This is a genomic window from Chamaesiphon sp. VAR_48_metabat_403 (assembly GCF_031422475.1).
Lineage (GTDB): Bacteria > Cyanobacteriota > Cyanobacteriia > Cyanobacteriales > Chamaesiphonaceae > Chamaesiphon.
The window spans coordinates 1-19,650 of sequence record NZ_JANPLS010000278.1; the positions used below are offsets into that span (position 1 = coordinate 1).

Below are 19,650 nucleotides of genomic sequence, written 5' to 3' on the forward strand. Positions count from 1 at the left end.
ACAGACTCCTTCGTCAAAGCGATCGAGGTTTTAGGTTTTAGGTTTTAGGTTTTAGGTATTAGGTTTTAGGTTTTAGCGAAGATCTACCCACCCCACCCTAATTCCTTCGGAAAGGCTTCGCCAACGGGCACCTCTGTCTTGAAAAGGTGCTTCACTTGCGGCTCACCTTCTCCTAACGGAGACGCTACGCGAATGGACGGGTTCCCCGTCAAAAAGGGTGAGACAGCGGCGTTTTTATTCGGGGGTTACCCCCGAATAAGAAAACGACAAAACAAGACAGGGGAAACAAGCGACGTTTTGGGGCGCGAAGCGTCTGCCTGCGCAGAGGAGGGGATTTTCCTTACTCCTTACTTCTTACTCCTTACTCAAAAAAAGGTTCGCCATTACAACTAGATAATCTCCTACTTTTGTCGGATACGAACCGATCGATCCCTCCGTTATGATTGATTCAATTGCAGATCGACTCGGTAGTACATCACTGAAAGTTAACGATCTCGACCGCCTTAATTATAAAAACTAACTATATCGATCGGTTGGGATGATAACTTCCCCAGTCATTATTAACTACCCCTCACCCCTTACTTAACTAAAATGATTAGCGAGAAATCGACAAAATCTAATATTTTTGAGCTAGACGACAACAAACTAATCGAAAAGTTCGTCCAAGGTAGCAATCAGCTTTTAGCAAGTAACAATTTGCGGTTGGAAGTAAATGGTGGCTTATCGCAACTGCTGGCTAGGAATGGCGATCCGATCGCGATTATGTATTTACAAAACAAGCCTAAAACAGCAATTGTCAAGCATAGTTCGCCATTTCTAGAATCAATCGATTCCCTGTTAATCGAACGAGATTTTGTGATGTTTGGCGATGCTACTCGTCCTGGTTTTATTGAGTACAAACATTATGTAACGCCTGCTGGCTACCGGATTTGGAATACCGATCCAGCAATTTTGTGGAAAAAATGGTGGCCGACTGAAAGATTCCAAGATAAACAGCGGTTTAATATGGATATCTTGGTCAGTTTTAAAAATAGCTGGTATCCCGTTCAGAATATTAGTGTTAATGCGGGTAAATTTACAATTAAAACGATCGCCGGACAGCTCTTACTCAGTCGGGAAGATAAAGTACTGTGGTTGGCTCAAATTATGCAAGAGAGTACTGGAACTACTGGTATTCTTCAGCCCCAAGCCGATCTTGCACCGATCGATGCTTCAGGGGAGAGGCTACGCCAACGACCGACTGAAATGACTGGATTCAATACTCAATCTTCTGAAGATTTAGCTAAAAAAATTCAGCAAAAACAGCAAGGTCTCAATGCAGACCAAGCTTGGTCGATGATTAAAAGATTGGAACAAAAGTTGCAAGCTCAAATTAAATCAACCGCCGAAGCCGAGGATAAAGCCATGAAATCGGAACAGCGGGCGACGATTGCCGAACAAAGATTGCAAATTGTCTATAAATATCTTAATAGTATTGATGTTAATCCTCAAGATATTTATAGTGGCAAAATTTAGGGTTACAAATCTCGATGGATGAATGGTTTAGCATTCTCGCCAGTATAGGTGGCGGCGATGTGTCCAGAGCCAGTCAGTTGATACTTATAAGTTACCAATCCTTCTAAGCCAACTGGCCCGCGTGGGGGCATTTTTTGAGTGCTGATGCCGACTTCAGCTCCAAAACCATACCGAAAACCATCTGAAAATCGGGTCGAGCAATTATGGAAGACATTTGCCGCATCGACTCGATCGAGAAAGATTTTAGCAGTGGTAGTATTTTCGGTGACGATACCATCGGTATGGCGGGAACCGTAGGTATTGACATGGGTAATCGCTGCTTCGAGATCGGGGACGATTTGGATGGCGAGAATGAGATCGCTATATTCAGTCGCCCAATCGGTGGCGATGGCTAAATCGATCGTCAGATCGCCATTATGACCTAAAATTTCGTGTCCGAGTTGGCTGAGTCGAATTTCGACTCCATGTGCCTGCAATCGATCGATAATTATTGGTAAGAATTCATCGGCAATCGATTGGTGAATTAATAAAGTCTCGATCGCGTTACAGGCTGCGGGATACTGGGTTTTAGAGTCGATGGTAATCGCGATCGCTCGATCGAAATCTGCCGCGCTATCGATGTATAAATGACAGATGCCATCGGCATGTCCGAGCACGGGAATGCGGGTATTATCTTGGACGTATTTAACAAATTCATTAGAACCGCGCGGAATAATTAAATCGACATCCCGATCTAATTTGAGTAGTTCGCTAGTTTCCGACCGAGTCGTTAAAAGCTGGATAGCATCGGGATTTACTTCAGATTTAGCCAATCCGGCTTTAATTGCCTTGACTAATACGGTACAGGAAGCGATCGCTTCTTTGCCACCTTTTAAAATTACGCCATTACCCGATTTAATTGCCAGACTGGCAATCTGAATTACCGCATCGGGACGAGCTTCAAAGATTACGCCTAAGACACCTACAGGGCAGCTAGCGCGCTGTAAAACCAGTCCGGTATCCAAAGTACGATGAATCTGAATTTGACCGACTGGATCGGCTAATTTGCCCACATCTCGCACGCCGACGATCGCGCCTTTGAGTTTGGTAGCATCCAATTTCAATCGTGCGTACAAGGCGGGGGCGATTTCATTCGCTGCCGCCTCACAATCTTTGGTATTCGCCGCAACAATTTCATCGGCGTGGCTTTCTAGCGATGTGGCAATTGCTTCGATGGCGGTATTTTTAGCTGCACTAGGAAGATTGGCTAAATGTTGTGCGGCTAGGCGAGTTTTTTGAGCGATTTCTGTCAGCATACTTTAGGCTTTAGGCTTTAGGTATTAGGTATTAGGCTTTAGGTTTTAGGTCATTTCTAGAAAATATACCCACCAACCCGATCCAAAAATGATTATTAATGATTATTTCCGCCGCTGTTGTAATTGGCGATAGACATCTCGGAGGCTGACGCGATGGTGGGCGAGGGCGACGAGAGTATGATAAAACAGATCGGCAACTTCTCCTGCTATTTCTGGGGGTCGATCGTCTTTACAAGCCATGACTACTTCGACGGCTTCTTCACCGATTTTCTTGAGAATTTTATTGTCACCGCCTGCGAATAGGCTCTGGGTATAAGAATTGGCTTGCGGGTTGTCGCGGCGATCGCAAATTGTTTGATATAAATCTGAGAGGGTATCGGCGGGTGGTGCGGCTTTGGTATTTACCTCTAGTTGGTGAAAACAACTGCGCTCGCCTGTATGACAGGCAATATCGCCGACTTGTTCGACGGTAATTAGCAATGCATCGCTGTCGCAGTCGTAGCGTAGTGCTTTGACATGTTGAATGTGTCCGCTCGTCGCGCCTTTATGCCAAAATTCCTGACGCGAACGACTCCAAAACCAAGTTTCCCCTGTAGCGATGGTTTTGGCTAGAGACTCGCTATTCATCCACGCCATCATCAATACGGTACCATCTAAATAGTCTTGGACGATCGCGGGCACTAAACCACGATCGTCGTATTTAATCCGATCGATCGGGATAGTTAGATGTAGACCGATCGATTCATCACCAGACATGAGGTTAAAGCTCAAAATAATTAAGATCTAGCGATCCGATCGATCGCTTGAGGATATTTTACCATTACGGTGGATGGAGATTATCAACTGGATCGTTTCCAGATTATCGATTATAAAAGTCGATATCGATACTTTGTTCTCGCCTAGTTCGATCGATTAAAAATGTAGCGATCGGTTGGCACGATCGACTACAGTTACGATCGGCTCATACATCACACCGCTTTGACTTCTTCAAGGGAGATTTCTTGCATTTGTCCGGCAAAGTCGTTATCTGGAGTTAGGAACAACATGCAATGACACTCTTTGCGTTCGCGCATCGGGACACAGGGACAGTTCCAAAATGCTGCTTTGACTTCGGCTTCTTTATCTTCATAGTGACGACAGGGACAAAGGGGAGAACCCAGCTCTTCCTTATTTTTTGCCAAGCCTTTAATCACGACAGCAGTTACCGAAAGATCGACACAGAAGTAAGTATCTGTATTTTTGGCATAAGTCTCGGAAAAATGTCTCATCGCCTCCAGCATTTTTTCGCTGGGTTCGTTCGATGTATTGCCGGTTTCCTTTGTTGCTGCTGGGTTCATGACCATCAAGGTTAGGGAGTGAGTGATTAGTTGTCTTAGCATTTTACCGAAAAACTCGTCATCTGGCGATTGATTGTTAAGTTGTGGTCGCTCGCCGACAAGTAAATCCCCGCGATCGGTTCTAAACTCACAACTATACTTGATCGATATCGAGCGATTAAATTACCGTTACAACTAAATAATTAGGTAGTCGTTTTTAATGCTTGGAAGAATAAACACCCAGATCGGTACAGCAAGCTCTAAATATCTCTCGATCGATAGATGGCAGTTGACAAAAATTCATTTATGATAGGTAGACAACTCTAATTATAAATTCGGAGCTTTTTATATGCAACTCATTATTCAATTAGACGCACAAACAGCTCGGCAGTTGGAAGAAATTCAAGCGCATACGAATCAAGACATTTCGCTAGTCATTCAGCAAGGGATCGGGCTTTATTACCAACAGTTACAGCCACATCGTCAATTTTACATCGAGACTAAAAGACAGTACGAATTGGTCTGTAATGTCTCAGCTACGACCAGCTCTAATTAACGATCGTTAAAATAGGTCGTTCGGGATCGATCTCCCTAAATTTTTTGGGGGATTTTTTATGGAGTAAATCGTCCAGTGTAAATCGCGTTGTTATTGTAAGATGATGACTGGATGTATCGACAACGTAAATCGAGCTGATGAACTCAACCCCATCGTTTTCCACCGGAGCGACTGCACCGACACCCGCGCAACTATCTGAGTATTTAAAAGTAGCCAACACAGCCGCACTAGCAGCCGGATCGGTATTACAAGCTTGTTGGGGTAAATTAGAATCGATCGTCGAAAAAGGTCGTCCGGGCGACTTGGTGACCGAAGCAGATCGGCAAGCCGAAGTGGTGATTTTAGAAATAATTCGCCAAAATTTCCCAGAGCATTCAATTTTAGCCGAAGAATCGGGACAGTATGGCAATCTTGATGCCGAATACCTCTGGGCGATCGATCCTTTAGATGGTACGACTAATTATGCCCATCAATATCCATTTTCAGCAGCCTCGATCGGGTTGCTAATTAATGGCAAACCAATGGTCGGAGCCATTTTCGATCCCTTCCATCGCGAACTATTTAGCGGCGCGGCGGGATTAGGCGCAACTTGCAACGATAAGCCAATTAGCGTTTCTAATGTCGATAAATTAGCCCAGAGTTTATTAGTCACCGGATTCGCGTACGATCGTCGCGAAACCAAAGATAATAACTATCAAGAATTTTGCTATCTTACCCACATCACCCAAGGAGTCAGACGTGCGGGTGCAGCCTCCATAGACCTGGCTTACGTCGCCTGTGGCAGACTCGATGGCTATTGGGAGCGGGGACTATCCCCATGGGATTTAGCGGCAGGCGTGGCGATTGTAGAGGCCGCTGGCGGGATCGTGACTGCTTACGATCGTACGCCATTTGACATTCGATCGGGTCGCATTCTGGCAACTAACAGCCGACTCCATGACGAACTGAGTCAGGAGCTACTTCACGTCGCCCAAATCGAACCTTGGTCGTGGATGTAGGTGTTAGGTGTTAGGTCGATTCTTAGAATACTTGTATTGTTACCAGCCAGTTGGTAGGTTTTTGGTGCTATTCGATAGGGTTGAAACATAGTTTCCAAAAGCTTTTCAGTCGATACAATCGGTCTACATTCCCTAAAGCCTAAAGCCTAAAGCCTAAAACCTCTTCAAAATAAATTTGGTACAAACGTAAATATTGCGATCGATATGGGGAATATATAGATGATGTACCCCATCGAGTTAGCGGATCGCGCATGACTTGGAACAGCCGTAAAATCGTCGAGTCACGATCTCGTTGACACGCCGCTTTTGAATGCTGAATGAGCGTACATTCGCCCACAAGACTCCTGTTGCTGCGTACCAAAGTATATGAGTTTTCAATTAGATCGAGGATTATTTCAGTTTGAGTTCACCGATCGACACGCTATTCTAGGCGTGAGTGTGAATGCTGAAGAAATAAATATTAGAGAACGCTATCAAAGTATTGCCAGATTATTGCATCCAGATAGTTCTCATTGGAAGACTGATGAGGATCGCAAGCTCGCCGTCAGATTATTTTCTCGGCTGATTACCCATGCGTACGGACAACTATCGCGTCAATCTCAACTCCAAGAGCAAATCATCATGCTCGAACTGTTGGGCAAAAGATTGGTCGAAGAAAGTAGTCAGATCCAAATTGCCGATCCGTTATGCCAACAACTGTACCAAAGTGGCAATGACTTCGAGCAGGTTTACGATCGGATTTTGACGCAACTAGCCACCCAACAATACTCCGACTTAAACCAGAGCGCGGTTGTTATCAATCAGATTAGCGAACTAAATTTGGTGTACCTGTTACGCAAACAGTTACAGTCAGTCAGATCTACCCCCCCAACAGCGGCTAATCCGAATAACGCCACGGCTAACAAGGAAACCACCTCCGCCGAATTGAATAAACCATCGCCGATTGAAGGTGCGCTGCGACGAGCGGAAGATTATATGAGCAAGAAAAATTGGCTCAAAGCCGTACCCGAAATCAAAGAGGTAATTAGTGTCGATCCCAATAACGCTCGCGCTCATACCTTACTAGGATTGGTGTATCTGTATCAGCAACAAATCACGATGGCAAAACTTTCCATCAATAAAGCCATCCAACTCGCACCGAAAGATCCGCAAGTAATTCAAGCCAAACAGGAATTCGATCGATTATCCAATCCTAATGCTAAAGTTGCCAATGGCAAAGCCGCGCCTAAAAAGCCGAGCGAAGGGATGTTTAGCGGCTTATTTGGCGGGAAAAAGTAACGGGGTTAAATGGCAACGATCGCCAACCGATCGATTAAAATTAGAAGGTTGCCAGTTGCCAATTCTAAACCCATGACCGATCGCCAGCCTATTTTACTAACCGAACCCAGCGAAAATCCTCAGCCTCGCACTGAGGAAGATGTTGCTAGTGTCGCACGGAGCTTAGGGATGCTCGGTACCAGCAACCGCAACGCGGCTGCCAATTTTTACGTTCCCGGCGCGCGAGATTTGCTCCCGCTCGATGTCGCTCAAAAACGGTGGGTAGAAAAAAGCATCCAGAGCGTATTTCATCGGTGGGGCTATCACCGGATTATTACCTCTACTCTAGAACGCCTCGAAACGTTAATTGCTGGCGGCGCGGTCGATCGGGAAACTGTGATTCAAATTCCTGGCGGCGAAGGTGGTACGCTAGGTTTACGACCAGAATTAACTGCTTCGATCGCGCGGGCGGCAGTCGCGCGGATCGGGAATTTATATCCCCAACGGTTGTATTATAATGCCAATGTTTTCCGGCGTGCCGATCTCGAACATCACGGTCGCCAACAAGAATTTTATCAAGCTGGAATCGAACTCTTAGGTGTCGGTGGCATCATTGCCGATGTCGAAGCCATCTTGCTGATGATGGATTGTTTGAAATCTTTAGGGGTGCCTAATTGGCGGATAATTCTAGGTGAAGCAGGTTTGAGTCAAGCTTTACTGGCACAATTTCCGATCGCATTTCGGACTCAAATTCGGCATTGTTTGGCACATCTCGATCGAGTCGCACTCGAAAGTTTACCACTCGCGCCAGCACAGCAACAGCTCGCGCTCTCGTTACTAGACTTACGCGGCAACCCTACTCTAGTCTTAGCAACATTAGCTCGACTCGAACTAGACGCTACCAGTCAAGCCACGATCGCACATTTACAAACATTAATCGAACTTTTAACCAGTGCCAACCCCGATGTCTTACCGCCGATTTTGGATTTAAGTTTGATTCAAACTTTCGATTACTATACTGGGATTGTCTTTGAAGCCGTCGGCATCGACGAAGATCGCACTTATATTCTCGGCAAAGGCGGACGGTACGATAAACTTTTAGCCCTCTATCACCCACAGGGGCAAAATTGCCCTGGAGTCGGCTTTGCCCTCAATATTGAAGACTTACAACAAATCCTCCAAACCAGCACTGCCATGCCTCATTACACTGCCAAACCGGACTGGTTGGTAGTGGCGATCGATCCGCAAGCGATTGCGGCAGCACTCATCCATGCAGATCGGTTGAGATCGACATCTGAATCGGTGCGCGTCGAAATGTATCTCAACGAGAATGGAGATCGAGACAATATCCGCCAAGTTGCCAGCGAGCGCAAAGTGGCAAATATCGCTTGGGTTAGCGAGTGGGATGTCACCAGCGAAGCTCTTTTCCCCCAGTAATGAGACCGGATCTGATGCTGGTTTTTAAAAATAAAACTGCTGTAACCCGTATTCTGTCGTCACCGATCGTTGACATCAAATCGATCGAACCGCGTCAGAGTTTAGAGAGCATCGCCGATCTCCCCAGCTAAACTTCCTGAATTTTTTCGAGCGTGCGCTGATAGTCCCAATCGCGATCTTGCTGGCGAAATAACTCGGCGGCGGATTGGAGATCTTCCCTGCCGCCGACTCGATCGCCCAAATAAACCCGCGCCATCGCCCGATTATAATAAAATTTTGGACGCGTATTATCTAAGTAAATGGCGCGATCGTAGTCAACTACCGCACCGTGCAGATCTTCTAACCGATAGCGGACGTTGCCGCGATTATAATAGCTAGTGCTGCTGCGATCGTCTAATTCGATCGCGCGATCGTAATCCGCTAACGCGCCTTGGCGATCTCCCAATCGATCGCGCAAGAGTCCCCGATTGACGTATGCTTTAGCATAATTAGGGTCGATTTGAATCGCACAATTATAGTCGGCTAACGCACCCTCGCGATCGCCACCCAGATCTCGCAATCTACCTCTGTTGTAGTATTCGCGCTCGTCCTGAGGATGTTGTTGAAGGTCGGGATGAGAATCTATCGGAATTTCTGGCTGGTCATTTAGATTATCATGCATATTTTCATAGTTCAATGTCATCTCGATCTGTAGCAACGCAATAATACTTCTGCTCAGAGCTGCTAGACGATTGGCTGCGATAATTTACTCGGTTGCTGCTTTACAGCAGCAAGCCGTTCGATCGTGCAGTTGAGACTAGAATGTTTACAGTAAAGATCCTACCAGTTTCAACAAATCGATCGGTATCCCGATCTCAAAGTCCAGCCGAATTACCTAAATTCAACATATTTAAATATTATGTTTCTCGATCGGTGAGATTGGCAAATAATTCTTGCAGTTTCCAGCGTTGAATATACGGCCAGCCACCATTTTCTTCGATATCGCGCAGCAGCGCATACAAAGATTGACGACTATCGGGTAGAGCCGATTGAAAATAACCTTCTTGAATTTCGCGATGGATTTGTTCGAGCGTCCGTAATAATTGCAGCAGTGCCAGCGGATCTGTCCGATCTCGATCGGCAATTTCGTGGATTTGGGCGACAATCCGATCGAGCTGTTGCGGCAATTCGTTAGCAGCTAATTGTGAAGGTGAAGATGGGGTTTTATCGCTGTTCATTTAACTTGACTTGTCAAATATATTTAATATAAATTTATATTGTGGCTGCTGTCGATCGATCGAGACGCAAAGATTCTCAAATCATTTACACTCTGATGATACGCAGACGGCACGCGCGTTGTAAAATACAAAATCGACAAGACAATTATCTTACTGTGTCTGTAGCGACAATCGACCGCAATCTTGAAGATTAATTTCTAGACTCGGCGCATTCGCCAGGACAAAAACTGTAATAACATAAAATATATCGAAGATTGAGGTTCATCATGAAATTTCGCGGATTAGTCGCCGCTCTGCTAGCCATCTGTATTGGCTTGTTGACGGCTTGCAGTGATGCTCCTGTATCGGCAACAACTGTACTTACTTATGAAGACATTCGAGGCACTGGGATGGCTAATAACTGTCCAGCTATCGATGATACCAGCCGGGGTTCCATTCCTCTAGATGCTGCCAAAACATATCAGTTGGTTGATATGTGCATCCAACCTACCAATTACTTTGTCAAAGAAGAACCTCAAAATAAACGTCAGGAAGCTGAATTTGTTGCAGGTAAACTAGTGACGCGCGCTACTTCCAGTCTCGACCAGATTAGAGGTACCGTCTCATTATCCGCCGATCGGACGCTCACTTTTAAAGAAGAAGATGGGCTTGACTTCCAAGCAATTACTGTCAAAATGCCTGGTGGCGAACTAGTACCTTTCCTCTTTACCGTTAAAGAGTTAGTTGCAACCAGCCAACCCGGTGTAGAAAGTATCACGACTTCTACTGACTTTGCAGGCGAATACAAAGTCCCATCTTACCGTGGTAATGTCTTCCTCGATCCTAAAGGTCGCGGTGTTGCTAGTGGTTACGATAATGCCAACGCCCTTCAAGCTGAAGCAAAAAGTCGGGAAGGCGATCGCAAGAACACCAAACGCGCGCAAACTGGCAAAGGTAAAATCAACTTTGAAGTTGCTAAAGTCAACAGCGCAACTGGCGAAATCGCGGGTATTTTTGAAAGCGAACAGCCTTCGGACACCGATTTAGGCGCGCTAGATCCTAAAGAAGTTAAAATTCGCGGTTTGTTCTACGCTCGTCTAGAAGCTAAATCTTAATTTAGTGGATAGTGAATAGTGGATAGTGCATTTTTGGGCTTTACCCAAGTTAATCAATTGTGCAGGTACTGTATCTTTAACGGATATAGTACCTGTTTTTTAGGCGATCGATGCTTCAGATCTACTGTTTCAACTTAGATCTCTTGCCAGTAATAGGTTTGCACATTAATAAACGATCGAAGGCTCGCGAGAACGGGATAAAGATTTTCATGCAATCATTCCTAGCTTCGCCACGCACCACCTGGGGATGAATCCCCAGGCTAATAGCCAAAGTCCACTGAAGTGGACTGTCAAATTCTTCAGTCCACTTCAGTGGACTTTAGCTATTAGCCCGCACTTTAGTCGCTTTAGTCGCGGGTGGATGATGAGCGGAGCTGCTTTACCAAACCAGCCAACAAAGATTGTAATGCAGTCACAGTAGTAGGATCGATAATCTCGCCATCGGTTAATTTTGCCGTAACCGCTGGAATACAGAGGATCGAGCCAGCACCGATATCCGCCATCATCACTCGCAGCGTCTTTACCAGCGATGCATTGGCGTTTGCGCCGCCATCTGGGGATGGCGAAGAACTAATTACCGCAGTTGGCTTGTGCATGAATTCGCCTGAAGAAACAACAGAAAATAATACCATCAGATAATTGCAAGCAGTCGCGCCAAGCTCGGACGGAATCGAGCGGCAGATCGCCATCGAGTTCGGGGTTAAAATGGGGAAGATTGCCGATGCCCTCATAAATGGAGATTTGGAGATTACTGGGGGCGGAGATCGCCAACGATCGCAAAATAGTCGTGTTGGTAGAACTAGATTTGAGACTACCAGAGATTGCCAGAACTTTGAGCATGAATATATATTGCCGAGAAATTTGCTTGGAGATCGGGTATTTTAGGATCGTCGCGATTTCTGGCTGACTGGCGATGTAATGAGTAACAGATTGAGATCGAGAGAGTTAAATCGTCGATCGATAGTTCCATCCGCCTCATGCATCGCGTTATAATTCTTTACGGAAGCACAATCTCAGTCAGTCATCTACAAAACTATGACCAAACCCTCACTCAATAGTTTTTTTGTCGGGCGCGCGCTCGCTCAACGCCTTAACGACAAACTAGGTGAAACGCTAACCTATACCCTGAGCGAACTAGGCAAAATCAACGCCGAACAGAGTGAAAAACTCCGCAACTTTACCCAAGAAGTAATCGATCGAGCGGCACGAGAGACTGCTAACGCTGGTGGGAATACTACGACAGTATCCGCAAATGGTCGCACTGTCGATGTTCAAGAAACGATCGACGATCTCCGTGCCGAAATTGCCAGACTCAGAGCTGAAATCCAAAGATATCGCCATCAAAGCTAATCCCACCTCCAAAATTGAAATGACTGCTATTTCTGAACCTTGCCTACCGCCCAGCAATGCTCCGGCTACTCCACCCGCGTCAACTAATCTTCAGCAGAGCCAAAGCAGCACCGGAATGCCAGAGGCAAGGCTCGATCGAAATGGAGCAACTACATCAACAGCGGCAAATCCGAGCGCGCCGTCATCTAATGCTACTACTGTGCCAGAGTCATCCGCTATCTCCATGCCGCAACTTGTGACAGATCCTCAGCTTAGTAGTGACAACCGCGCCTACCGATGGAATCGACAGAATTATTCCAGGCGGCGGCGGAAGTTTGATATTTGGTCATTTTTCCTGACATTCCTCAATGGTTCCTGGATTGACGGGAAGAAGTGGAGCTATCTTAGTGGCTACACTGAGGCAAAACAGGCTTCCAGACGGCGCAAACAAGCAATTTGGATTAGGGATACGTTTTTGGAATTAGGGCCGACCTTCATCAAATTAGGGCAGCTATTTTCGACTCGTGCCGATTTGTTTCCAGTTGAATATGTCGAAGAACTTTCTAAATTACAAGATCGGGTGCCAGCCTTTGGATATGCCCAAGTCGCCGAAATTATCGAGCGAGATTTAGGTAAAACAATTCCTGAATTGTATGCCAGCTTCGAGCAAATTCCGATCGCCGCAGCTAGTCTGGGGCAAGTACATCTAGCCCGATTGCATACAGGCGAAGAAGTCGTCGTCAAAGTCCAACGTCCAGGACTGCATAAATTATTTACGATCGATCTCGAAATTTTGCGAGGGATTGCTAAATACTTCCAAAATCATCCCAAATGGGGACAAGGTGGGCGCGACTGGTTGGGTATATATGATGAATGCTGTCGAATTTTGTGGGAAGAAACCGACTATATTAGCGAAGGGCAAAATGCCGATACTTTTCGGCGGAACTTTAGGGCGCAAAATTGGGTAATGGTACCCCGCGTCTACTGGCGATATTCCTCCACCCGGACGCTGACATTAGAGTACTTACCAGGGATTAAAATCAGTCACTACGAAGGCTTAGAAGCCGCCGGACTCGATCGCAAAACGATCGCCAGTCAGAGTGCCACCGCCTATCTCCAACAACTGCTCACCGATGGCTTTTTCCATGCCGATCCGCATCCGGGAAATGTCGCGATCGAGCCAAAAACTGGAGCCTTAATCTTCTATGATTTTGGGATGATGGGACGGATCGCCCCCGGTACCAAAGAAAAGCTGATGGATACCCTCTTAGCCGTCGCCGGACGGAATGCCGATCGTGTCGTCAGCGGATTAGTCGCCCTGGGAGCCGTATCTGGCGATGCCGATACCGATCCGATTCGCCGATCGATCCAATACCTGCTGGATAACTTCCTCGATAAACCCTTAGAATCGCAATCGATCGCCCAAATTACCGACGATCTCTATGATATCGCCTACGGGCAACCCTTCCGCTTCCCCGCCACCTTTACCTTCGTGATGCGGGCATTTTCGACGATCGAAGGTGTCGGTAAAGGACTCGACCCCGATTTTAACTTCATGTCCGCCGCTCAACCCTTTGCCTTCCAAATTATGAACAGTAACGGTAATAGTACCCCCGATGCCAACGCCTTTCTCGCCGAAATTGGCAGACAAGCTGCCCAAGTCGGATCTTCCGCACTCGGATTGCCCCGCCGCCTCGAAGACACGATCGAAAAATTAGAACGCGGCGACATCCGCGTCCGAGTGCGCGCCAGCGAAACCGATCGTTATTTACGCAGGCTCAGTGCCATGCAGCAAAACACAAATTATGCTATCTTAGTTGCGACATTTACATTGTCTGCTACGATGCTATTTGTCAATCAATACACGATCGCGGCTGGAGTAGTTGGTGCGATCGCGGCAATCTCCCTGGTAATGTGGTTTCAGCAAACGCGGAAACTAGATCGCCAAGATCGAATGTCTTAACTAGGCGATCGATCGGTGCCGATCTGGGTACTATAGATATTGACGATAGCAACTACCCAACAAATTTTAGAGTCGATTCCGCATGGCGGACGCGACCCGATCGAGTCAGGGGAGTAAACCGATCGTCAAATTCCAAATACCGTTGTTTCGATCCTTCGTCCGCTCTAAAATTTTGGCTTATTAATCGGTACAGGCATTAGATTATGAAATCGTTGTTCGCAGGTCTTTCGGATAAAGGGATGGTACGCAGTGCCAACCAAGATGCATACTACATCGATCCTGATGGACGATTTTTTATAGTTGCTGATGGAATGGGCGGTCATGCTGGTGGCGAAGAAGCCAGTAGAATAGCCATTGAAACCGCTCATACGTATCTCGACAGCAATTGGGAAACCGAACCCGATACCAAAAACCTCCTCGCCCAAGCCTTAATTGCCGCCAACGAGGCGATTGTCGCCGATCAAGAAGTAAACGCCCAACGCGCCGATATGGGCACCACCCTCGTCGCTATCTTATTCCGCGACGACCTAGTATGGTCGGCGCACGTCGGCGATTCCCGGCTCTATCGGCTCCGAGGCGACAAATTAGACCTCATTACCGAAGATGATACCTGGGTTGCCAGAGCGATGAAACTAGGTCAGCTCAACGCCGATGAAGCCAGAGTCCATCCCCTCCGCCACGTTTTATCTCATTGCCTCGGTCGTCGCGATTTACGCCAAATTAATATTCAAACTCAAGATGTTCATCCCAGCGATCGGATCTTACTCTGTAGCGATGGTTTGACCGAAGAAGTACCCCACGACGAAATCGCCATTCATCTCCAAGCCGAAACCGAAGAAATCGCCGCCCAAGCCCTAATCGATGCCGCCAAACAACACGGTGGTAGCGATAATATCACGGTCATCATCGCCACCATGCAATAATTCCCGCGCTGTTTAAATCAGCGAAGTTATTTGAGTTGCTGCGTAGCCCTGTTACCCCACCCCAGCCCTCCCCTTATAAAGCGGATGCGCTCACTGACCGGGTTCCCCGGCAGTGATAGCGCACCAAGCAGGGGAGGGAGCCGGAAGAGCCTCCCCTTTATAAGTTACCGTGTATACACATCTCTAGAAATAAACGAAGTTGGCTTGAATCCCCCTGTCTTGTCGTTTTTTTATTCGGGGGGAACCCCCGAATAAAAACGCCGCTAAATCCCCCTTGGAAAGGGGACTTTTAAAGCCCCCTTTCCAAGGGGGTTGGGGGATTCAGGTCTAGAAACGAAGTCCAGCCGACGTGTGTATGCACCGCTCCCCAATCCCCGCCCCAAACTCCCCGCTCTCTTCGACCTAAGTCGAGTTAATTTTAGAGATACATTGTGGTACTCTAAGTTTAGAGAATGCGATTTAGTGCGGGGTAGACCATGAAAGAGCGTCAACATCTTCAACGAAAAACAACCGATCGAGCTAATATAACTAGCGATCGAGCATTTAAAGCCAGCCCCTTCCAGACTGGTAACTTTGCAGTCCAACAAAAATCGGCAGCTACCCCCGCATCTAAAGCCGAACTATGGGAGAACTATCAACAAACCACAAAATTAACCCAAAATCGGTCTAATACCCCCGTAACAGCACCAGAACAGACACGATCGGCAATTCAGACCAAACTAACCATCGGGCAGCCAGGAGACAAATACGAGCAAGAAGCCGATAGTGTTGCCGAGCGAGTCATGGCAATGTCCGAACCCGCCCAAGTACAACGCGAGGAGTTGCCAGAAGAAGAGGAACTCCAAATGAAACCACTAGCCGATACAATCTCGCCACTAGTGCAACGGGAAGAATTGCCCGAAGAGGAAGAAGAACTTCAGATGAAACCTGAAGATAATGTCGTGCAACGTGAAGAACTTCCAGAAGAAGAGGAAGAGTTGCAGATGAAATCTTTAGATAACTCCATCCAACGCGAGGAGTTACCCGAAGAGGAAGAACTTCAGATGAAACAATCTGCTCCCAGTACCCAAACAGCTACTCCCGATCTAGAAAGTCAGCTCAGTAGCAGTAAAGGTGGCGGAAATCCATTATCGGATGACGTGCGATCGTTCATGGAACCGCGTTTTGGAGCCGATTTTAGCGGCGTGCGGGTGCATACGGGTAGCGATGCCGTACAGATGAATCAGGGTGTTAATGCTCAAGCATTCGCACACGGTAGCGATATTTACTTTGGAGCGGGGAAAGCTCCAGGGAAGGATGCTTTAACGGCACATGAGTTAACTCATGTTGTGCAGCAAACAGGCTAAATGTAGTTAAAATGAGCCTTCACTATCTTTGTAATCGATTCCCTCCCAACGAAAGGATAGATAACTAATTATGTCCGATCGCTTCAGTACAGCCGCTAAAAACTATCAGAATTTGGATTCCACATTCAAAGTGAGTCAGTTTCGATCTCATGGCTTTGGGGTGCAAACAAAATTGGTAGAATCGACCCCAGCAAGCAAAGCCCAATTATGGGAGAACTATCAACAAACAAAACAATTAAATCAAAAAGGGGCAAATATTTCCGCTTTTACAACATTACCCATTCAAGCCAAACTGACACTCGGACAGCCAGGAGATAAATACGAGCAAGAAGCCGATAGTGTTGCCGATCGAGTCATGGCTATACCCGAACCCCTCCAAGTACAGCGGGAGGAATTAGAGGAAAAACTGAGGACAAGCTCGCTACTATTACAACGAAACGAATTGCCTGAGAACGAAGACGATCTTCAGGTGAAGCCTGAAGATCGTACAATTCAACGAGTAGGTCTTTCAGCACCAGCCGAACCAGAATTTGATGCTCATCCTCAAGCTCTAAACTCTTTTTTCGTAGCAACTGGCACTCCGCTATTTAAGCGGATTAATCCACAACAATGTGCTTTTCAAACATCTTTTGAAGTTTTTGCCTCTTTCAATCCACGATTTAAATGTTCGGAATTGGAATATCGACAATTTATTCGTGGACATATCAAACAGGAACGAAAGGGTGAGGTAATAGCAGATAGAGGCGATTTGTTGAGTAAATTACCGTCTGGAAGGTTATGGGAAGTCTTTCAAGAAGATGGTAACACTGCTTCTAGCCCCGTCCATTACGGACATCGAACCGAACCTGCCGATCTCAAGCCTAACCAAAAGAATGTCTACACTAATGCCAAAGGTGAAGTCGATCTAGCAAAAGGATGTAATTTCGAGTCCAGCGATACACCATTTGCATTTTTCGATACACAGCCTGGAGATATTTGGGATATCGAACTTCACTTCTACGGCGATATCCAACAGAAGGGCAGGTCAATCCAACGTCGGAATTGGACTGCGATCGCCGGAAAATTCGTAGCACCAAATTAAGTAAGAATGTTCACCGTAATTGCTAAACTATCCCCAATGCTGATACAGGTAAGAATCGATCCGATCGCCAGATTGTTAAAGTAGCTCGATCTCTAACAAAAAAAAGGATAGATAGTTAATCATGTCCGATCGCCTAAACACAACTGCTAAAAAAAGTCAGAATTTGGATTCCACATTCAAAGTGAGTCCATTCCGATCGCTCGGCTTTGGAGTCCAGACAAGATCGGAAGAGTCTTCTCCAGCAACTAAAGCCCAGTTGTGGGAAAACTACCAACAAGCAAAGCAATTGAATCAGAAAGGGGCAAATAGTGTTTCTGTGCCAATTCAGGCAAAACTGACGATTCTCCAGCAGAGAGGCTCCGCCAACGGGAAGCCCGGAAATAAATACGAGCAAGAAGCAGATACCGTAGCAGATCGAGTCATGGCAATGTCAGCACCCGCACAGTTACAGCAAGAGGAGTTGCCGGAAGAAGAGGACGAACTTCAAATGAAGCAGCTAGTCGAGACAATCTCGCCGCTAGTGCAACGGGAAGAATTGCCTCAAGAGGAAGGAGAACTTCAGATGAAGCCTGAAGATAATATCGTGACTCATGTGGTGCAGCAAGTAACCGAGCTTCACGTTAGTCCATTACAACGCAGTGAAAGCGATACGTCTAAAAATCAAGAAACAGAAGATGAGAAGATAGTAGACTTGGCCAAACGTGCGCTCAAATCTGGAAAGTCGGATTTTGTGGTACATGAAATTGTGTGGCGGCTTATCAAAAATTACGATCTCGATATAAATTCTGTTTTGAGTGGAAGTCGCTATGATGCTCAAAAAACAGGAATTGCGATTGAGTCAAGAAGAATTGGATCGAAAACGACAGGAACGCTTGTCGCTGGTAGCAACATCGTTCAGTCTGTTGCAAACGGGCAATTAGAGAACGTTGCTAAATTAATTCAACTTAGGATTGATAGTATCAGCAGCAATCAAAATAGTTCGGTTCCAGTCAATTGGCAAAATCTTGAGGCTCAACTCAAAAAATCAAATCGAGGTCGAGAAGCTTTGCAAATCAAAGAACAATATAGAGTTAAAATCGAATGGAAATCTGGTGATGCTCCTGCATCCTTTAAGATAGATGATAAAAAACACACAGAAGTTTGCAATCTAAATCCATTGCTGAAACTAGCTGTTATTGCATCATATTTTGTACATGAGATGTATCACGCACAAAAATTTTACACTAATCAATCTCCACAGGCAGAAAACACAGATGAAGATACATTTGTCAAACAGATGGTTGATGAGGAAATCGAAGGAACAATAAAGCAATTCGAGGCAAAACTTGAATTAGATCGGCTAGGACATTCCAATAATTATGCACCAGGAGAAGAATTTTATCGCAATGCATATAATGAAAAGAAGAAAGAAGCTCTCAAGGAAGGTAAATCCAGATTAGCAGCTCATCAGGAAGGACTTCTGGCAGGTCGTAGAACAGTTGAATTGCTGATTAGACCAAATGATGGTAGATGGCAAAGGCTTGGGCCGTCAAACTTCGAGTCATATGAAATGAGTTATCGACGTGAATGGAAACAGAAAAATAAACAAATAAAACACTAAATATGGTTTAAATATGGTTCAAGGTAAATAGATTAATGAAACAGCTAGTTAAATCGATAAATATAGATATCAATAATATATTTGCATTAAAACTAGACAATAAATCATGTACTAAGCATGGCATCTTTATTGGAACAAACTATGAATTATCATCAACTTATTCAGCTAAAAACAATAGATCGAGCATTTAAGGCCAGCCCCTTTCAGACTGGTAAGTTTGCAGTCCAACAAAAATCAGCACCTACACCCGCATCTAAAGCCGAACTATGGGAAAACTATCACCAAGCCACAAAATTAACTCAGCACCGCTCTAATACCCCCATAACAGCATCACAATCGACTCGATCGGCAATTCAGACCAAACTAACGTTCGGACAGCCAGGAGACAAATACGAACAAGAAGCCGATAGCGTTGCAGATCGAGTCATGGCAATGTCCGAACCCGCCCAAGTACAGCGCGAAGAGTTGCCCGAAGAAGAGGAACTCCAAATGAAACCGCTAGCCGAGACAATTTCGCCGCTAGTGCAACGGGAAGAATTGCCCGAAGAGGAAGAACTTCAGATGAAACAATCTGCTCCCAGTACCCAAACAGCTACTCCCGATCTAGAAAGTCAGCTCAGTAGCAGTAAAGGTGGCGGAAATCCATTATCGGATGATGTGCGATCGTTCATGGAGCCGCGCTTTGGATCTGATTTTAGCGGCGTGCGGGTGCATACAGGTAGC

The 19,650-nt window shown here is 46.0% G+C and carries 22 protein-coding genes; 13 read left to right on the plus strand and 9 right to left on the minus strand.

All coding sequences use genetic code 11. The features are described 5' to 3' along the window. Positions 1-591 precede the first annotated feature (591 nt). Positions 592-1,515, plus strand: a complete 924-nt coding sequence (locus tag RMO79_RS12945) for a hypothetical protein (protein ID WP_310483576.1) — start codon at positions 592-594, stop codon at positions 1,513-1,515. Positions 1,516-1,517: 2 nt separating this feature from the next. Here RMO79_RS12945 and RMO79_RS12950 read toward each other — a convergent pair whose 3' ends face one another. The 3 genes from RMO79_RS12950 to RMO79_RS12960 all read right to left on the minus strand — a co-directional run bounded on the left by RMO79_RS12950 (position 1,518) and on the right by RMO79_RS12960 (position 4,153). Beyond that, entirely contained in the window at positions 1,518-2,810 is a 1,293-nt protein-coding gene (locus RMO79_RS12950; RefSeq protein ID WP_310483577.1) for a glutamate-5-semialdehyde dehydrogenase, read from the minus strand. A gap of 102 nt (positions 2,811-2,912) precedes the next feature. Then, on the minus strand, positions 2,913-3,566 hold the full coding sequence (hisIE, locus tag RMO79_RS12955) for a bifunctional phosphoribosyl-AMP cyclohydrolase/phosphoribosyl-ATP diphosphatase HisIE (protein WP_310483578.1): 654 nt from the start codon (positions 3,564-3,566) through the stop codon (positions 2,913-2,915). 212 nt (positions 3,567-3,778) lie between these two features. Beyond that, positions 3,779-4,153 (minus strand): ferredoxin-thioredoxin reductase catalytic domain-containing protein, encoded by a 375-nt coding sequence (locus RMO79_RS12960; protein ID WP_310483579.1) that lies wholly within the window; start codon positions 4,151-4,153, stop codon positions 3,779-3,781. 322 nt (positions 4,154-4,475) lie between these two features. On the opposite strand from RMO79_RS12960, the gene RMO79_RS12965 reads away from it, so the two are divergent. Further along, positions 4,476-4,682, plus strand: a complete 207-nt coding sequence (locus tag RMO79_RS12965) for a hypothetical protein (protein ID WP_310483580.1) — start codon at positions 4,476-4,478, stop codon at positions 4,680-4,682. Positions 4,683-4,819: 137 nt separating this feature from the next. Further along, positions 4,820-5,680 (plus strand): inositol monophosphatase family protein, encoded by an 861-nt coding sequence (locus RMO79_RS12970; RefSeq protein ID WP_310483581.1) that lies wholly within the window; start codon positions 4,820-4,822, stop codon positions 5,678-5,680. Positions 5,681-5,819: 139 nt separating this feature from the next. Here RMO79_RS12970 and RMO79_RS12975 read toward each other — a convergent pair whose 3' ends face one another. Beyond that, complete coding sequence (locus RMO79_RS12975) at positions 5,820-6,017, minus strand: hypothetical protein (RefSeq protein WP_310483582.1); 198 nt, start codon at positions 6,015-6,017, stop codon at positions 5,820-5,822. 29 nt (positions 6,018-6,046) lie between these two features. On the opposite strand from RMO79_RS12975, the gene RMO79_RS12980 reads away from it, so the two are divergent. Together RMO79_RS12980 and RMO79_RS12985 are read left to right on the plus strand one after the other, a co-directional pair. Continuing rightward, positions 6,047-6,958, plus strand: a complete 912-nt coding sequence (locus tag RMO79_RS12980) for a DnaJ domain-containing protein (RefSeq protein WP_310483583.1) — start codon at positions 6,047-6,049, stop codon at positions 6,956-6,958. A gap of 168 nt (positions 6,959-7,126) precedes the next feature. Further along, on the plus strand, positions 7,127-8,374 hold the full coding sequence (locus RMO79_RS12985) for an ATP phosphoribosyltransferase regulatory subunit (protein WP_396136586.1): 1,248 nt from the start codon (positions 7,127-7,129) through the stop codon (positions 8,372-8,374). 127 nt (positions 8,375-8,501) lie between these two features. Here the strand turns inward: RMO79_RS12985 and RMO79_RS12990 are convergent, their stop codons facing one another. After that, on the minus strand, positions 8,502-9,035 hold the full coding sequence (locus tag RMO79_RS12990) for a tetratricopeptide repeat protein (protein ID WP_310483585.1): 534 nt from the start codon (positions 9,033-9,035) through the stop codon (positions 8,502-8,504). A gap of 235 nt (positions 9,036-9,270) precedes the next feature. Next, positions 9,271-9,591, minus strand: a complete 321-nt coding sequence (locus RMO79_RS12995; RefSeq protein ID WP_310483586.1) for a hypothetical protein — start codon at positions 9,589-9,591, stop codon at positions 9,271-9,273. 266 nt (positions 9,592-9,857) lie between these two features. On the opposite strand from RMO79_RS12995, the gene RMO79_RS13000 reads away from it, so the two are divergent. Beyond that, a complete protein-coding gene (locus RMO79_RS13000) occupies positions 9,858-10,685 on the plus strand; it encodes a photosystem II manganese-stabilizing polypeptide (protein WP_310483587.1) in 828 nt (275 codons plus the stop codon). Positions 10,686-11,032: 347 nt separating this feature from the next. On the opposite strand, the gene RMO79_RS13005 is transcribed toward RMO79_RS13000, so the two are convergent. Genes RMO79_RS13005 through RMO79_RS13015 form a run of 3 tightly spaced genes read right to left on the minus strand, consistent with a single transcriptional unit; the run spans position 11,033 to position 11,655 of the window. Beyond that, a complete protein-coding gene (locus RMO79_RS13005; protein ID WP_310483588.1) occupies positions 11,033-11,281 on the minus strand; it encodes a hypothetical protein in 249 nt (82 codons plus the stop codon). Then, the gene (locus tag RMO79_RS13010) at positions 11,256-11,525 is read right to left on the minus strand and encodes an NAD(P)H-dependent oxidoreductase (protein ID WP_310483589.1); all 270 of its coding nucleotides are present in this window, start codon (positions 11,523-11,525) and stop codon (positions 11,256-11,258) included. The genes RMO79_RS13005 and RMO79_RS13010 overlap by 26 nt, the downstream gene beginning before the upstream one ends. Further along, positions 11,497-11,655: a hypothetical protein gene (locus tag RMO79_RS13015; protein ID WP_310483590.1), complete on the minus strand. Its 159-nt coding sequence runs from the start codon at positions 11,653-11,655 to the stop codon at positions 11,497-11,499. The genes RMO79_RS13010 and RMO79_RS13015 overlap by 29 nt, the downstream gene beginning before the upstream one ends. Before the next feature lie 65 nt (positions 11,656-11,720). Here RMO79_RS13015 and RMO79_RS13020 point away from each other — a divergent pair, with 65 nt between their 5' ends. The 7 genes from RMO79_RS13020 to RMO79_RS13050 form a co-directional block, all read left to right on the plus strand. Next, complete coding sequence (locus RMO79_RS13020) at positions 11,721-12,035, plus strand: DUF6825 family protein (RefSeq protein WP_310483591.1); 315 nt, start codon at positions 11,721-11,723, stop codon at positions 12,033-12,035. Between the two features lie 223 nt (positions 12,036-12,258). Beyond that, a complete protein-coding gene (locus tag RMO79_RS13025; RefSeq protein ID WP_310483597.1) occupies positions 12,259-13,977 on the plus strand; it encodes an AarF/ABC1/UbiB kinase family protein in 1,719 nt (572 codons plus the stop codon). Between the two features lie 203 nt (positions 13,978-14,180). Beyond that, positions 14,181-14,900 (plus strand): protein phosphatase 2C domain-containing protein, encoded by a 720-nt coding sequence (locus tag RMO79_RS13030; RefSeq protein ID WP_310483592.1) that lies wholly within the window; start codon positions 14,181-14,183, stop codon positions 14,898-14,900. Between the two features lie 476 nt (positions 14,901-15,376). After that, on the plus strand, positions 15,377-16,246 hold the full coding sequence (locus tag RMO79_RS13035; protein ID WP_310483593.1) for a DUF4157 domain-containing protein: 870 nt from the start codon (positions 15,377-15,379) through the stop codon (positions 16,244-16,246). Between the two features lie 70 nt (positions 16,247-16,316). Next, positions 16,317-17,327, plus strand: coding sequence for a hypothetical protein (locus RMO79_RS13040; RefSeq protein WP_310483594.1), 1,011 nt, complete (start codon positions 16,317-16,319; stop codon positions 17,325-17,327). A gap of 121 nt (positions 17,328-17,448) precedes the next feature. Further along, complete coding sequence (locus RMO79_RS13045) at positions 17,449-18,927, plus strand: hypothetical protein (RefSeq protein WP_310483595.1); 1,479 nt, start codon at positions 17,449-17,451, stop codon at positions 18,925-18,927. 141 nt (positions 18,928-19,068) lie between these two features. Continuing rightward, a partial coding sequence (locus tag RMO79_RS13050) for a DUF4157 domain-containing protein (RefSeq protein WP_310483596.1) occupies positions 19,069-19,650 on the plus strand: 582 nt, incomplete at its 3' end.